Origin of the sequence: Actinoplanes sp. NPDC020271, from assembly GCF_044388125.1 — a bacterium.
Classification (GTDB): Bacteria; Actinomycetota; Actinomycetes; order Mycobacteriales; family Micromonosporaceae; genus Actinoplanes.
On sequence record NZ_JBIRWQ010000016.1, the window covers coordinates 121,432 to 136,275 of the forward strand.

A 14,844-nucleotide genomic window follows, 5' to 3' on the forward strand; every position below is an offset into this window, starting at 1 on the left:
CTGAAGGGATTCACTGTTTGACGCTGCCCACCGCGAGGCCCGACTGCCAGTAACGCTGGAGCAGCAGGAAGGCGGCGATGAGCGGGACGATGGCGAGCAGGGACCCGGTGATCACGAGGTTGAAGACGACGTCGCCGCCGACCGTCTGGGCCTGCTGGTTCCAGGAGTAGATGCCCAGGGTGATCGGGTAGAGGTTCCGGTCCTTCAGCATGATCAGCGGGAGGAAGAGGTTGTTCCAGGTCACCACGACGTTGAAGAGCAGGGCGGTGACCAGGCCGGGCGAGAGCAGCGGGACGGCGAGCCTGAAGAAGATGCGGAACTCGCCGGCGCCGTCGACCCGGGCCGACTCGAGGATCTCGTCCGGCACCGCGTCCCGGGAGAACGTCCACATCAGGTAAAGGCTGAACGGGACCATCAGGGACGGGATGATCACCGCCCAGACCGTGTCGGTGATCCCGGCCTTCGCGAACATCAGGAAGGTCGGGATCGCGAGCGCCGTGGGCGGCACGGCGACCGCGCCGAGGATCAGGGCGAAGACCGCCTTGCGGCCGGGGAAGGCGAACTTGGCCAGGCCGTACCCGGCGAGCGTGGAGAGCAGGGTCGCGCCGCCGGCCCCGATCACCACGTAGAACACCGTGTTGCCGAGCCAGCGCAGGTAGATCCCGTTCTGGTAGGTGAACGTCTTCCCGATGTTGTCGAAGAGCGCGAAATCGCCGTGGAACCAGAGGCCGAACGAGCCCAGCAGGTCGTCCTGCGTCTTGGTCGCGCTGATGAACAGCCAGGCCAGCGGCAGCAGCGTGTAGATCAGCATCAGGGTGGCGATCGCGGTCAGCGACCAGCTCTTGGTCCTGGCCCGCGGCTTCGCTTCGGCTCGCGCTCTGCTGCGCGCCTGCGGGCGGATCGTGGGTGCGGAGACCATCAGACCGCCTTCCGTACGGCGCGGGCCTGCACCAGATAGGCCACGAGCATGGTGAGCAGGCCCATCACGACCGCGACGGTCGCGGAGTAGTTGAACTGCTGGCCACCGACCGACAACTGCCAGGCGTAGTAGTTGGGCGTGAAGTAGGTGAGGATCGCGTTCGGGGCGATCGTGCGCAGCACCACCGGCTCGGTGAAGAGCTGGAAGCTGCCGATGATCGAGAACAACGTGGCGATCAGCAGCGGGCCGCGCAGGGCGGGCAGCTTGATCGCGCGGACGATCCGGAACTGGCCGGCCCCGTCGATCGCCGCCGCCTCGTAGAGCGAGGGGTCCACGACGCGCAGCGCCGCGTACAGGAGGATCATGTTGTACCCGACGAATTCCCAGGTGTTGATGTTGCCGATGGCGGCCAGGACCAGGTTCGGGGCGAGCGGGTCGGGCAGTGTGGTCCCGAACCAGTCGTTGAGGTAACGGATCAGGCCGAACTGGCTGCCGTACATGAAGCCCCACATCAGCGTGGCCACGACGGCCGGCACCGCGTAGGGCAGGAAGATCGAGATGCGGAAGAAGGACGAGCCGTAGAGCCGTCCGCTGTCGATCGCGAGCGCTATCAGCAGCGCCAGGAACAGCATGATCGGCACCTGGACGACCAGGAACAGGCTCACCCGGCCGACCGCGGACCAGAACTGCGGGTCCTCGATCGCCTTGGAGTAGTTCTCCAGGCCGACGAAGCTGGTGCCCCCGATCAGCTTGGTGCGATACAGGCTCAGGTAGAGCGAATAGGCGATCGGCGCGAGGAAGACCAGCGCGAACACCGCAAGGAACGGGGCAACGAACTGCCATCCGATCCATGACCGCCGTGTCAACGTGCCTCCTTACGTTGGTTGTCGTTGTCGATGTTTACGTAAACATGTTCGACCGCGGTCGGAAATGTTTGCGTAAACATGTGTGCCGTATAGTGGCACGCGTCACCAGGCCGGTCAAGGAGTAACACCATCGAAACACAGCGTCTTCGCGGCGGATCCGATGTGCCCGGCGGGCGCCGCAAACAACGGGTGTCGATGGCCGACGTCGCCAAGCTCGCCGGGGTCTCCTCCCAGACCGTCTCCCGGGTGGCGAACGGACAGGCCGGCGTGGTCGAATCCACCCGCGAACAGGTGCTCGCCGCCATGCGCGAACTCGGCTACCGGCCGAACAGCGCGGCACGGTCGTTGCGGTACGGGCGGTTCAACACGCTCGGGGTGATCCTCTTCGGGCTGTCGTCGACGGGCAACAGTCGTACTGTCGAAGCCATCGCCACCCACGCGGCGGCCGAAGGCTATGCGATCACGCTCATCCCCGTCGGAGCGCCCACTCAGGACAATGTGCTCGGTGCGTTCACCCGGATGGGCGAGCTCGCGGTCGACGGCGTCATCGTGATCATCGAGGTGCACCTGCTGGACGCGGCGACCCCGGCCCTACCGCCCGGCGTGCACGTGGTGGTCGTCGACTCGGATGCGGGAGAGCGTTATCCGGTGGTCGACACCGACCAGGCCGACGGGGCCCGGCAGGCCGTCCGGCACCTGCTCGAGCTGGGACATCCCACCGTGTGGCACATCGCCGGGCCCGCCGAGTCGTACTCCGCCGAGCGCCGCGCCCAGGCCTGGCGGACCGTGCTCGAGGAAGCCGGCCGCGAAGTGCCCCCGGTCGGGCGCGGCGACTGGTCGGCCGAGAGCGGCTACCGGGCCGGGCTCGCACTGCCGGCCACGTGCACCGCGGTCTTCGTCGCCAACGACCAGATGGCGCTCGGCGTGCTGCGGGCGCTGACCGACCAGGGGCGGCGGGTGCCGGCCGACGTCAGCGTGGTCGGCTTCGACGACATCGCCGACGCGTCGTCGTACCTACCGCCGCTGACCACCGTGCACCAGGACTTCGCCGAGGTGGGGCGACGCTGCGTGGAAGCCCTGCTGAAACAGATCAGCGACGGGCCGGGCGGTCCCGGCACCGACCTCGTGCCGACACACCTGGTCGTCCGCGGCAGCACCGCCTCCTACCCCGGCCCCGGCTGAGCGGCTTCCGGGCTGAGCGACCCGAGCGGCGACTGACCGACTTCCGAGCTGCGCGACCCGAGTGTCGGCTGACCGACCCTTCCGCCGGGGCGGAACTGACAGTCTGATCCTCTACGCCGGCGAGAGGGGATCAGCGATGGACAGCACCACTCTGCTTGACAAGGCGAAAGCGGCAACCGACAACGCGGCGGTGAGCCGGGTCTTCGGCGAACCGGTCGAGCGCGACGGCATCGTCCTGCTGCCGGTCGCCAAGGTGAGCGCGGGCGGCGGAGGCGGCGGTGGCAGCGGCTCGGCCCCCGCCTCCGAATCGGCCGAATCCACGCCGCAGGGCGAGGGCTCGGGCGCCGGATACGGACTGAGCGCGAAACCCGCGGGCGTCTTCATCCTCAAGGACGGCGAAGTCACCTGGAAACCGGCGATCGACGTCAACAAAATCATCATCGGCGGCCAGGTCGTCGCCGTGGTGGCTCTTCTGGTCGCCCGCTCCGTCCTGCGCCGCCATCTGCGCCGCCGCTCCTGACCCGCGCCTCGAACGCCCGCGAGCACGACGTCGGGTCAAGCCTGCGACGCGGCGCCGGGATCCGGCTGGTTCTGACCGTGGCTATGCGTCCCGCATAGCCACGGTCAGAACCAGCCGGGAGCGGGGGCGCGGCCGCAACAGCGACCGACTGCCCGCCGCGCGGGCTCCGACGGGGCGGGACCCTGCGGTCCGCTCGCGCCCGTTGACGGGCGGCTGCGGCGGGGACGGGGACGGGGCGGGAGTTGTGGGCGGGTTTGTTGCTCTGACCGTGCCCATCCACGGAGGTCGCCCTTCCGGTCTGAGCGTTCAGGGGCGCCCCGCGCCCCTGCTCGGACCGGAAGGGTCCCCGCGGGAGCGGCGGAGGGCGACCACAGCGGACGTGGGACATGAAGAATGTGATCTTCAGGGTTCTGGGTAGTGGGCCAGGCGGAGGCGGTGGGCGAAGACGGCGAGGGTGCCGGCGGTGCAGACGAGCCAGACGACGGCGAAGTGGGCCAGGCCGCGCCAGAGGTAGGCGGGGTCGGTGGCGTCGACGGCGTAGGTGCCGATCTCCCGGACGGACCAGAACGGCATGAGTTTGGCGGCCAGGCCGGCCGGGTCGGCGAGCATCTGGACGGCGCAGACGCTGAGCAGGGCGAGGGCGCCCTCCAACTCGCGGGGCAGCAGAGCGCCGACGAGGCTGCCGAAGGGGGCGGCGACGAGGGCGGCGAGGAGCATGATCAGGCCGGCCGCGAACGGGTGCGGGACGGTCTGGTCGACGCTGATCAGGGCCCAGTAGCCGAGGGCGAGCAGAGTGCCGGCGCCGCTCATGGCGAGGAGGCGGCCGCCGACCAGGCCGATGACCGACGCGCCGTTGAGGCGCAGGCGCGGGTCGACGCCGCGGGACGCGTTGATCACGAAGAGGGTGAGCGTGGAGATCGACCAGCCGATGCCGAGCGACAGCATCCGGATGGACTGGCCGGTGAGGTCCCGCCGGACCAGGTAGAACCAGAGGGGCAGGGCGATCACCAGGAGTACGGCGGTGCGGCGGCGACTGACCTCGCGGGCCGAGAGTCCCGCCACGACTAGGGCGGTCATCGGGGTTCTCCCAGGTCGAGGACGTGGTCGACGTTCGACAGGTCGTGCAGCAGGTGGGTGACGACGACCACGGCCCGGCCGGCGTCGCGCCAGTTGTGGACCTGACGCCAGAAATCGATGTACGTCCCCTGGTCGAACCCCTGATAGGGCTCGTCGAGCAGCAGCAGGTCGGGGGCGTGGAGCTCGCCGAGGACCAGGTTCAGTTTCTGCCGGGTGCCGCCGGAGAGCTGCTGGGCCCGCTGGGCCGGCTCGGGGCGCCAGGCGAGCGCGGCGGCCAGGTGCGCGCCGGTGGAGCGGGCGCGGCGCGGGATGACGCCGGCGGCCGCCCCGAAGAGGGTGAAGTGTTCGTCGGCGGTGAGCCAGCCGGTGGTGCCGCCGTCCTGCGGGACGTATCCGACGCGGCGGGTGCGGCGGACCTCCCCCGCGTCGGGGCGGGTCAGGCCGGCGCAGATGCGCAGCAGGGTGGACTTGCCGCAGCCGTTCGCGCCGACGACGGCGGCTACTTCGCCGCCGCGCACCGTCAGGTCGATGCCGGTCAGCACCGTGCGGCGGCGGTAGCGCTTGCCGACGCCGGAGAGGCTGAGCAGGACCGGGCCGGCCGGCCGGAAGCGCGGCGGGGCGGCGACCGGCGCGGCGAGCTCGGTGATCAGGTGCCGGGCATAGAGGTGCGGCGGGCCGAACAGGCCGGCCGGGTCGGTGGCCTGCTCGGCGGCCTGGGCCGCGGTGTCCTCGGCGAGGCGGCGGGCGCGGGCCTGCGGGACACCGAGGCTCTCGAGTTCGGCCCGGAACCGCTCGGGCCAGGTCACGGCACCTCCTTGACGGGCGCCAGCAGCGTGTCGACGCCGTCGCGGAACGTGACCCACTGTGCCGACTGCTCGTCGAGGACGTTTCGCCCGGCCGGGGTGATCTCGTAGTACTTCCGGCGGGGGCCGGACTCGGACGGCGCCCAGGTCGGCACCGCAAGCCCCTGCTCTTCGAGGCGGAGCAGCGCAGGATAGAGGGTGCCGCCGGGGACGTCGGCGACCCCGGCCGTGGCCAGGCGCTGAGCGAGGCCGTAACCGTAGTCGGCCCGCTCGCGGAGCATGGCCAGCAGGCACAGGTCGAGGAAGCCGTGCAGCCACGGCTTGGGCATCATGTAGTCAGACTAGCTGCATAGCAGGGAGACTGACTAGTTCGGTAACAGAAAAATAAAGTAAGAAGGGCGGTGCACAGAAATGGGGGCGGCGGGCGTCGATGGAGATGTGACCTTCGAGCAATTCGCGATGGCCCGGCTGCCCAGCCTCCTGCGCTACGCGGTCGTCCTCACCGGTGACCGTCATCTCGCGCAGGACGTGGTGCAGGAGGTGCTGGCCCGCGCCCACGTCAAGTGGCGACGGATCAGCGGCGCGGACTCTCCGGAGGCGTATGTCCGGCGCATGGTGCTCAACGAGTACCTGTCCTGGCGGCGCTCCTGGGCGGCCCGCAATCTGCACCTCGCCGGTGAGCGACTGGTCGAGATCGACGATGCCCGGGGCGGGGTCCACGACCACGCCGACCGGATCGCCGAATCCGACGAGCTGTGGAACCGGCTGGCGACCCTCGGGCGCAAGCAGCGTGCCGTGCTCGTACTCCGCTACTACGAGCAATTGGACGACGACAGCATCGCGGACCTGCTCAACTGCTCACCGGCGACGGTGCGCAGCCAGGCGTCGAAGGCACTCCGAACGCTCCGGCTGGAGTCGGAGCGACAGTTACAGTTTGCCGAGGAGAAGTCGTGACCGACCACGGTGACCGGCTGCGCCAAGCCTTCGAGAGCCGGGAGTCCCACACACCGGACCCGGCCGAGGTGTACGCGCGGGTCGTCGAACTGTCCAACAAGCACAAGTGGCGCCGTCGTGGCGCGACCGTGGCCGGGGGTGCCGCGCTGGGCGCCGGCCTGATCGCCGCGGTGGTCAACCTGCCGGCCGTCCTGCCCGGTGACCCGTCGGGCAACTCCACCGGCACGGCGCCGATCGTGGCCGCGGCTCCGGCCTCGCCCACGCCCAGCGCCGCGTCGACCGAGGCCGCGAACGACGCGTTCTTCGCCGCCGGTTACACCATCGACGACGCGGAGGCACTGGCCAAGCTCTGGAACATGCAGGACTACAACATCGCCAGCGTCAAGATCGCGGCGGGGCAGAAGCTGCTCGCCGGGGAGACGCTGCCGATCAAGCCGCAGCCGGTGGAGACCATCCCCGCGTCGGTGAACAAGTTCTTCGACGCCGGCTACGACTGGGACGACGCGGTCAAGCTGGCCAAGCTGTGGAAGCTGAAGTCGCCGTACGACGCGAAGGTCGCCGGCGGGGAGAAGCTGCTGGCCGGCAAGGAGCTGCCGATCAAGCCGAGGCCCGCGAACGTGGCCAACGCCAAGGAAGAGGCCCAGGTGTCGGCGTTCTTCGACGCGGGCTACAACGTCGACGACGCGGTCGAGCTGGCCAAGCTGTGGAAGCTGTCGTCGGCGTACGACGCGAAGGTCGCGGGCGGCAAGAGGATCCTCGCGGGCCAGCCCCTGCCGATCAAGCCGTGACCTCGAGGTTGCGCCGGCGCACCGGCTTCGAGATCGAGCTGATGGCCCCGCCCGGGGTCAGCCGGCGCACCCTCGCCATGGACCTGGCCGGACGCTGCGGGGGCAGTGTCCGGCCGGTGTGGCACCACGACAGCGAGCCGTCCCTGGTCCCCGGCCTCGGGCGGTTCCTGCACCTGACCCAGGGGTTCGAGGTGCTGCGCCCGGACGGGACGCAGCTCTGCACCCTGGTCGACGACATCACGCTGACGGCCGGCCTCGACCCGAAGGCGCCGCCGATCCCCGGTTGGTTCCGGGTGCTGACCGACGACTCGCGGCTGCTGCGGCTGCTCGCGCGGCACAGCGACCCCGGCGGGACGATCGGGTCCGCGCTGGACGGGGCAGCCGAACTGTGGGGCAGAGCGGTGCAGCGGCACGGGAACTTCTACCGTCTCGACGACGCCGCGGACGCGACGATCGCGCTCGCCTCGCCGCTCGGCGGGGAACGGGAACGGCCCTGCGAGATCGTGACGCCGCCACTGACCGGGGACCACTTCGCCGCCCTGGAAGAACTGCTGGTGCCGGCGCGCGAGCTGGGGTTCACGGTTCCCCACGAGGCGGCGGTGCACCTGCACGTGGACGGCGGGCCGTTCCGGGCGCCGCACGCGCTGGCCAACCTCGTGCGGCTCTTCGCCTACTGGCGCGAACCCCTGCGGGCGGTGCTGCGCACCAACCCGGCCTGCCGCAGGCTCGCTCCTCTGCCCGGGCCGCTGGTGGAGGCGGTTCGAGGCGTTCCCTCGTACGCCGATCTGCGCGCGGCGGCGACGGAAGGTGAGCTGACCAAGTACTTCGACGTGAACCTGACGCAGCTGCTGACGGACACGCCGGTGCGGGACACGGTGGAGATCCGGATCCTGCCGGGCGCCATCACGGCCGGGCCGATCGTCGACCAGGCCGCGCTGGTGGAGCTGCTGCTCGACCGCTGCCTGGACCCGGAGCCGATCCCGGCCGGGGACGACGTGGACGGGCTGCTGGAACTGGCCGCGGAGGCCCTCGCCGCCCGCTCGTGACCGCGTCGTGTCAGGTCGGCGTCGGCGGCCGGCGTCGGGTAGACCGGCGCGCCCGGCCGGGTGGGACCGGGCGCGCCGGGTGTATCAGCGGACGGCCGGCCAGCCCGTCGAGCTCCAGGCGAGCAGGTTCAGGCCGAGCTTCGCGTCGCCGGCCGCCGTGTAGTAGTGGTAGACCAGCACGTCGGCATCGGTGTCGGTGAAGACGGCCGGGTGCCCGGGGCCGTGGATCGCGTCGTGCGACGCCAGGATCTCGGTGCCACCGCCCGCGGTGGTCAGCGTGCCGGCCCGGTCCTGGTACGGCCCGGTGATCGACGTCGACCGCGCCACCACCGTGCGGTACGTGCTGGACGCACCCTTGCAGCACAGGTCGAACGCCATGAACAGGTAGTAGTAGCCGTTGCGGTAGAAGATGTACGGCGCTTCCACCGACTTGCTGTTCACGAACCGCTCGGCGATGTTCGTGATCGTGCTGTCGGCCCGCTTGCCCGTGGACGGGTCGAGTCTGACCATCTTGATGCCGGTCCAGAACGAACCGAAGCTCAGGTACCACTCGCCGGACGGCGTGACGGTCAGGTTCGGGTCGATGGCGTTCCAGCCGCTGGTCGCCGTCGACTCGATCACCTTGCCGGAGTTGGTCCAGGTGCCGGCCGCGCCGGTGGTCGACTGGGCCATGAAGATCGCCGACTTGCTGGAGCCGAACGTCGACGCGGCGTAATACATGAGGTATTTCCCGCCGTGGTAGGAGATGTCCGGCGCCCACAGGTTCGCGCTGCCACCGGTGTACGCGTCGGCCCACGGCGTCCCGTTCGGGAAGGCCTTCCCGGCGTCGGCGAACGCGGTCCGGTCCGACGACGTCTTCAGCGTGATGCCGTCACCGGTCGTGGCCAGCAGATATCCGCCGCCTGGCCGCTTGACGATCGCCGGGTCGTGCGCGGTGGTCGAGCCGGTGACCAGGCCCGGATTCGGGTAGGTGGCGGCGTCGGCCATCGTCAGGCCGTACACGCTGGCCGCGATCGCGACGATGCCGGTGACGCCGGCGAGCAGCGCCTTGCGGAAGCGGGATCTCATCGGGGGCAACACCTTCCGGGGTTGGGGATGTAACCGGAAGGTGTGCCGCCGGGCGCGAAAGGTTGCCCGGAAGATCAGGGAAGAGCGGCGATCAGGTTCCCGGCCTCGCCCGGCTCCGGGACGGAAATGATCACGACGGCGCCGCCGGCATCAGGTCTTCCAGATCACCCACAGGATTGTCAACAATTGTTCCGCCCGCTGGGACCGGCTGCTGGCGATCATGGGCTCGCCGGATCCGCGGCAGATCGACGGGATCGGCGGCGGGCACCTCCTGACCAGCAGGGTCGCCGACGTGAGCCGCCCGGAGCACTCGCGGGCTGACGTCGACTACCTGTTCCTGCAGGTCCAGGTGGACAAGCCGGTCGTCAGCGCGGAACAGCCGTGCGATATATATTCGCGGGAACCGCTCTTTGCGAAATTGCGCAACAATAGCCGATCGGCGGTCACTCGCGAGCGTTAACCGAGCATTTTCCGCCGATATCCTCAAGGCCTGAAGAACAACGGGCTCCTCATCCTGGATCTGCTGGCCGGGCCGGCCCGCGACGGGCTTCTCGTCCTCGCCGGTCTCGCGTGGGCCGCCGTCGCCGCGAGCGGCCTGCTCTTCCGGCCGCGGCTGCGCGTGCCGGCCCTGCACCGGCGCGACGGCCTTTTCCTCTGGGTACCGCACCTGCTCGTCGCGGCACCGTTCTTCCTGGCCGGGGCGGCCTACGCACTGTGGGCGCCGGCGGTGGCCGCCGCGGCGCTGGGACTCGGGCACCTGGGGCGGCGGCTGACCCGGTGCGACGACGGGGTGTCGATCCGCGGGCCGGTACTGGCCGTGCTCGTCACCGGGACGCTGCTGCTGCACCTCGGGCTGTCGCTCGCGGTGCGACTGGTGGTGGCGCGCGATCCGCTCGAGTCGTTCCGGGAGGCGACCGGGACGGACGATCTCCGTACCGCGTGGCCGGTTCTGATCGAACCGATCCTGGGGTTGCTGATCGCCATTGCCGCGGTCAATTTCCGGAATCGTATTCGCCTTTTCGAGGGCCGGCGGCCGGCCTGGATCACGGCGGTCGTCACGATTCCCTTTCTGCTGCCGCTGGTCACCGGCGCGGGGCGGGCGTCGCTGACGTTCGGGCCGATCGCCACGCCGGAATACGGCAAGCTGCTGCTCTGCGGGGCGCTCGCGATGCTGGTCGCCCGGGACGGCTACCGGTTCCACGACGTGCACCTGCTCCGGTCACTGCGCCGGATCCGGCAGGCCTCCGGCGGGATGCTGCGCCGGCCGGCGCTGGTCGCGAGCTACCGCGCGAGCCGGTTCCTGCTGGTGCCGATCGGGTTGTTCGGGCTGGTCGCGGTGGCCAGCGGGCTGCGGCGGGACTTCGGGACGATCGTGCCGGCCGCGCTGATCACGATGGGCGTCACGTGGTCCGCGACCCGCCACAACCTCGACCGGGACCGGGCCGCGGATCCGGCCGGCGCTCAGAGGTGGTTCCGGACACCGAGAACAGCGCTCGGAGCCGGCCGGAAACGGCGGGCCGGCACTCGGAGGTGGTTCCGGAGATCGGGAACAGCCGTGGCGGGGCCGGATCTGGTGCTGGCGTATCGGCTGTTCATCGGCGTTGCGGTGGTGCTGATCGGCGGGGCGGTGACGCTGCTCGCCACCGACTACGTGGGCGAGCGGGGCCGCGTCTGGAGCAACCCGTGGCGCTACCGCTGGGACGCCCCGTGCCTGGTGATCGAGGCGCCGCGGGTGCACGCCCCGGACGGCCGGGTGCCGTGCCTGCGCTCGCTCGCCGCCGACGCGGAGAGCGAGGAGTCCCAGGTCGCGGGCGCTGTCGCGGCCACCGCCGACGGCGGGTTGTGGGGGCGCGGCATCGCCGACCGGGCGTCCGCCGCGGTTTCCGCCGGGCCGACCGATTTCGTACTCGCGGTGATCTGGAACAAGCTCGGCGGCCTGGTCGTGATCGCCGCGGGTGCGGTCGTGCTGATCCTCGCGGCCGGGCTGGTGCGGGCGGCCGAGCACGAGCCGGTGGCTCGGCTGTTCGCGGCCGGGCTGGGCGCGATGATCGCCGGTCAGTACCTGTTCGTGCTGGCCACCACGGCGAACGTGGTGCCGCACACCGGAATCCCGGCGCCGCTGCTCTCCCGCGGCGGCCAGTCGACGCTCGCACTGCTGATCGGGATCGTGATCGTGCTGGCCGGCGCGCGCCGATCGATCCCGGTCACCACGGCACCGCGGCGGGTGGTGAGCACGACCCTGACGGCCGGGATGCTCAGCGGGATCGTGGCGGTGCTGACGCTCGTGCCGTACTCCTCGCCGGCCGGTCTGCGCGTCTACTCCCAGCGGCGGCCGCCCTGCCCGGCCCGGCCCGCCGACCCGGACGGCCTGCAGAGCCCGAGACCGGACCCGCGCGTCTGCTCGACCGACCGGATCGCACCGGCCCGGACCCGCGTCGCGCTCACCTTCCCCGGCAGCGGCCGCCTGATCCTGGACCGCCCGGCCCATCGCTGGCGACCGGATCGCCACGGCGACCTGGACGGCGACGACCTGCGCGGGGTGACCACCCTGCTGGAGCGGACATATCCCGAGGTCGTCGCGTTCTCCGCGGGCGCGGGCCTGCGCCGTCGGCTGCTGCCGGCGGAGCGCGATCGGGTCGACGGCGGGCTCGCGCTGACCCTCGACCCGGGACTGCAGCACGCGCTGGCCGCGACCATGACGGGTCCCGAGCCGGCCGCCGTCGTCGCCCTCGACCCGGCCGGCGGACGGATCCGGGCGAGCGCCTCCGGGCCGATGCTGGACGAGGAATCCCCGGTGGACGCGGGTGCGGCGGAGAAATTCGCCGATCAACACCGTTATTACGTACGTCGTGAGCCCGGCCCTTCGGTCGACGACGCGGCCGCGGACCGGTCGTGCGAGCGCCGCTCCCCCGACCCGGCGATGCAGTTCGGGTGCTGGCGCTGGTCGTACACCCGGCCGGACCCGCCGGGCAGCGAACCGGTCCACCCGTTCGGGCCGGTCGCGGATCTGCTGCGGCAGGCCGCGCCCGGGCTGCTGGCCGACTGCGGCGGCCCGGACCGGTGGACGGTCCCGGTGCTGGCCGGCAGCGCCGGGTCGTGCCCGGACCAGGGCACGCCACTGACGGTCGCCGTCCTCGCCGGCGCGGTGTGCAGGAACGGTCAGGGCGTGCACCCGCGCTTGGTGGAGAGCGTCACCTGGCCGGCGACCGGGGCCACCGAGCCGGTACCGGGGCGGCCGGCCGAGACCGTCCTCTCCCCCGCCGTCGCGCAGGCGTTGCAGGCGTCGTTCGTGAGGAGGGACGGGCTGCGGCTGTTCACCGGCGCGAGCGGCGGCACGCACTGGGCGGCCGGCTGGGACGAGGCCGGGACGGCCGCGTTCGCGGTGGTGGTGCGGACCACGGACGGGACCGTGGCCGGCGCGCGCATCGGCCGGGTCCTCGACGTGCTGCGGGACCGGGAGGCCGGTCGGTGATGAGCGAGCTTGCGAGCGAATCCATGAGCACAGTCGTCACCTCATCGCGGCGCCGGAGCGCAGCGGAGGCGCCGCGATGAGCGAGCGGGCGGTGCGGCACGCGTTCCGGGAGGCGGTCGAGACCTACTGCAACCTGCTCACCGCGTCCGGGCGGGACAGCCGGGGGCTGCGGGTGCGGGTGACCGTCACGACCGTGCGCACGTTGTCGCCGGAGACCGTGCGGTGGATCCACCTGGCCGCGCAGGATCACGTGCGGAACCTGCTGCCGGGCGCCGAGGTGCAGTCGATCGAGTTCCCGGTCCGCCCCAGCCTGGAGTCCCCGGGCCACCGCTTCGGCTTCCGTTCCACGGGTCCCGGTCCTTGCGCGGCCTCCGGGGTCGACGACGTCACGGAGGAGCACGAGGCCGGGGCGGTCGCCGTGCTGACGCTGCGCTACGACCGGAGTTTCGTCTGGCCGTGCCGGATCGGCGCCGCCGCCGGCTGGCTCGCCGTCGGCCGTCAGCCCGGCCCGGGTCAGCTCCCGCTGCCGTCCTGGGCGGCCTGGCTGCCGCGCGGTCCCCTGCTGCTGGTCCGCAACCACCGGGGGCGGCTCGACTTCGGGCGTTCCGGTCAGCGCCCGCGCTACCGGATCCGGGTCGACGGCGTCGACCTGCACCCGGGCGGACCGGTCGGCGCCGCGTCCGCCGGCGAGATCCACTACCACGACCAGGACCAGGTCACGGTGCTGCGTTACCGCGTCGACTGGGAGGGAAACCATGCCTGACACCGATCCCCGTCCACTCACGATCGACATCGACGGCTTGTCGCGGCACGCCCGGCTGACGGTCGCCCCGCCCGGCGCCTGGCAGCCGAAACGGGCCGGCTTCGTCGTCACCCAGGGCGGGCCGGCCGGACCGTCGGCCATGATCGACACACAGGTCGTCTTCACCACCGCCGAGAACGAGTGCGACGGCTGGCGGCACTGGCACGTCAAGATCTACCGCTGCGCGAACGGGGTCGACGCCGACGCCCTGCGCGGGCACCTGCACCGGCAGGCGGCCGCGCTGCGCCGGGTCAACAGCTACCTGCCCGCGCCGCGGCGCCGGCAGGCGATCGAACCGCCCTGGGCGGTCGTCCCGGTGCAGGTGGTGCGCGGCGACGGCGGGCTGGACAAGGTCGAGGGCGTGGTCGAGACGCGGCTGGGCGTGCCCGAGGACGACATCCTGACCCGGCTGCGCCAGCACCTGCCGGACTGGCTCGGCGACGCCGCTCGCCCCGAGGAACTGCTCTTCGCCGTCTCGCCCCGGATCGACGAGCTGAGCTGGGAGGACACCAACGCGCACCCGGCCACCGAGCACCTGGAGGCGTTCACCACGCTCGCGGCCGGGCTGGACCAACTGCACGCGCACGGCTGGGTGCACTGCGACATCAAGCCGGACAACGTGTGCCGCTGCACGTACGACGGCCGGACCGACTACGTGCTGATCGACACGGACGCGGCGACGCGGGCCGACCCACCGCCGCGGCGGGTGCGGTCGTCGCCGCGGTACACGTACCGCGGGATCCGCGGCCGTGACGACGGCCTCTCCCCCGGCCTGCTCTACGCCCAGGACCGGTTCGGGTTCCTGACCGTGGTGCTCAGTGCGCTCGCCGGCCGCGAATGGGTCGACCGGGTGCTGCTCGCCGAGGACCCGGAGGACCGCGAGGGCGGCCGGATCGCCGACCACGGCGATCGGGTGGCCCGGGCGCTCGCCGCGCTCTGGCCGCACGAACGCTGGCAGCCGCTGCGCGACGTGCTGGCCGAGCCGTTCGGGACCGGGCCGAACGGGCAGATCGCGCTGGAGCACCCGGAACCGTGGGCGGCCGCCTGGCTGGACCGGCTGCGGGCGGCCGAGGCGCGCTGCGAGGACCCGGCACGGACCGTCGCCCGGCCCGCGCCAACCGCGTCGTGGCTGGTCAGCGACGCGGACGTGGAGCGCGTGCGCGTCGCCGCGCGAGCTCATCCGGCCGGGCGCAACCAACGCGTACGGCTGGCCTATTCGGCGATCGCGCAGGGCGCGCAAGCCGCCGCGAACCGCCAGTTCCGGCTCGCCGCGTGGGGCTGGGGTGCCGGGCTGACCGGGGCCGCGGCGGTGGTCGCGCTCGGCGCGTTCGTGGTCGGGCGGTAGTC

General features: G+C 71.7%; 15 protein-coding genes. 9 read left to right on the forward strand and 6 right to left on the reverse strand.

All coding sequences use genetic code 11. The features are described from left to right. Positions 1–10: 10 nt before the first annotated feature. Both ACH442_RS30290 and ACH442_RS30295 read right to left on the reverse strand, forming a co-directional pair. The gene (locus tag ACH442_RS30290) at positions 11–919 is read right to left on the reverse strand and encodes a carbohydrate ABC transporter permease (protein WP_396341525.1); all 909 of its coding nucleotides are present in this window, start codon (positions 917–919) and stop codon (positions 11–13) included. Further along, entirely contained in the window at positions 919–1,785 is an 867-nt protein-coding gene (locus tag ACH442_RS30295; protein WP_396341526.1) for a carbohydrate ABC transporter permease, read from the reverse strand. Before ACH442_RS30295 ends, ACH442_RS30290 begins: the two co-directional genes overlap by 1 nt. Positions 1,786–1,980: 195 nt before the next feature. Between ACH442_RS30295 and ACH442_RS30300 the strand changes: the two genes are divergently transcribed. Then, a complete protein-coding gene (locus tag ACH442_RS30300) occupies positions 1,981–2,967 on the forward strand; it encodes a LacI family DNA-binding transcriptional regulator (protein WP_396341527.1) in 987 nt (328 codons plus the stop codon). Between the two features lie 136 nt (positions 2,968–3,103). Next, positions 3,104–3,487 (forward strand): spore germination protein GerW family protein, encoded by a 384-nt coding sequence (locus tag ACH442_RS30305; RefSeq protein WP_396341528.1) that lies wholly within the window; start codon positions 3,104–3,106, stop codon positions 3,485–3,487. A gap of 402 nt (positions 3,488–3,889) precedes the next feature. Here ACH442_RS30305 and ACH442_RS30310 read toward each other — a convergent pair whose 3' ends face one another. Genes ACH442_RS30310 through ACH442_RS30320 form a run of 3 tightly spaced genes read right to left on the reverse strand, consistent with a single transcriptional unit; the run spans position 3,890 to position 5,699 of the window. Continuing rightward, entirely contained in the window at positions 3,890–4,564 is a 675-nt protein-coding gene (locus tag ACH442_RS30310; protein ID WP_396341529.1) for a hypothetical protein, read from the reverse strand. Then, positions 4,561–5,370, reverse strand: coding sequence for an ATP-binding cassette domain-containing protein (locus ACH442_RS30315; RefSeq protein ID WP_396341530.1), 810 nt, complete (start codon positions 5,368–5,370; stop codon positions 4,561–4,563). The genes ACH442_RS30310 and ACH442_RS30315 overlap by 4 nt, the downstream gene beginning before the upstream one ends. Continuing rightward, positions 5,367–5,699: a PadR family transcriptional regulator gene (locus ACH442_RS30320; protein ID WP_396341531.1), complete on the reverse strand. Its 333-nt coding sequence runs from the start codon at positions 5,697–5,699 to the stop codon at positions 5,367–5,369. Before ACH442_RS30320 ends, ACH442_RS30315 begins: the two co-directional genes overlap by 4 nt. 106 nt (positions 5,700–5,805) lie before the next feature. On the opposite strand from ACH442_RS30320, the gene ACH442_RS30325 reads away from it, so the two are divergent. The 3 genes from ACH442_RS30325 to ACH442_RS30335 are packed head-to-tail and all read left to right on the forward strand — an operon-like array spanning position 5,806 to position 8,155. Then, a complete protein-coding gene (locus tag ACH442_RS30325; RefSeq protein WP_396341532.1) occupies positions 5,806–6,321 on the forward strand; it encodes a SigE family RNA polymerase sigma factor in 516 nt (171 codons plus the stop codon). After that, a complete protein-coding gene (locus ACH442_RS30330; protein ID WP_396341533.1) occupies positions 6,318–7,109 on the forward strand; it encodes a hypothetical protein in 792 nt (263 codons plus the stop codon). The genes ACH442_RS30325 and ACH442_RS30330 overlap by 4 nt, the downstream gene beginning before the upstream one ends. Beyond that, complete coding sequence (locus ACH442_RS30335) at positions 7,106–8,155, forward strand: amidoligase family protein (RefSeq protein ID WP_396341534.1); 1,050 nt, start codon at positions 7,106–7,108, stop codon at positions 8,153–8,155. Before ACH442_RS30330 ends, ACH442_RS30335 begins: the two co-directional genes overlap by 4 nt. Positions 8,156–8,239: 84 nt before the next feature. Here ACH442_RS30335 and ACH442_RS30340 read toward each other — a convergent pair whose 3' ends face one another. Beyond that, entirely contained in the window at positions 8,240–9,223 is a 984-nt protein-coding gene (locus ACH442_RS30340) for an arabinan endo-1,5-alpha-L-arabinosidase (protein WP_396341535.1), read from the reverse strand. Positions 9,224–9,434: 211 nt separating this feature from the next. Here ACH442_RS30340 and ACH442_RS30345 point away from each other — a divergent pair, with 211 nt between their 5' ends. From ACH442_RS30345 to ACH442_RS30360, 4 genes are all read left to right on the forward strand, one after another. Beyond that, on the forward strand, positions 9,435–9,683 hold the full coding sequence (locus tag ACH442_RS30345; RefSeq protein WP_396341617.1) for a PrpF domain-containing protein: 249 nt from the start codon (positions 9,435–9,437) through the stop codon (positions 9,681–9,683). A gap of 159 nt (positions 9,684–9,842) precedes the next feature. Then, positions 9,843–12,695, forward strand: coding sequence for an FtsW/RodA/SpoVE family cell cycle protein (locus ACH442_RS30350; protein ID WP_396341536.1), 2,853 nt, complete (start codon positions 9,843–9,845; stop codon positions 12,693–12,695). Positions 12,696–12,771: 76 nt separating this feature from the next. Then, complete coding sequence (locus ACH442_RS30355) at positions 12,772–13,458, forward strand: hypothetical protein (RefSeq protein WP_396341537.1); 687 nt, start codon at positions 12,772–12,774, stop codon at positions 13,456–13,458. Further along, positions 13,451–14,842 (forward strand): hypothetical protein, encoded by a 1,392-nt coding sequence (locus ACH442_RS30360; protein WP_396341538.1) that lies wholly within the window; start codon positions 13,451–13,453, stop codon positions 14,840–14,842. Before ACH442_RS30355 ends, ACH442_RS30360 begins: the two co-directional genes overlap by 8 nt. Positions 14,843–14,844 lie beyond the last annotated feature (2 nt).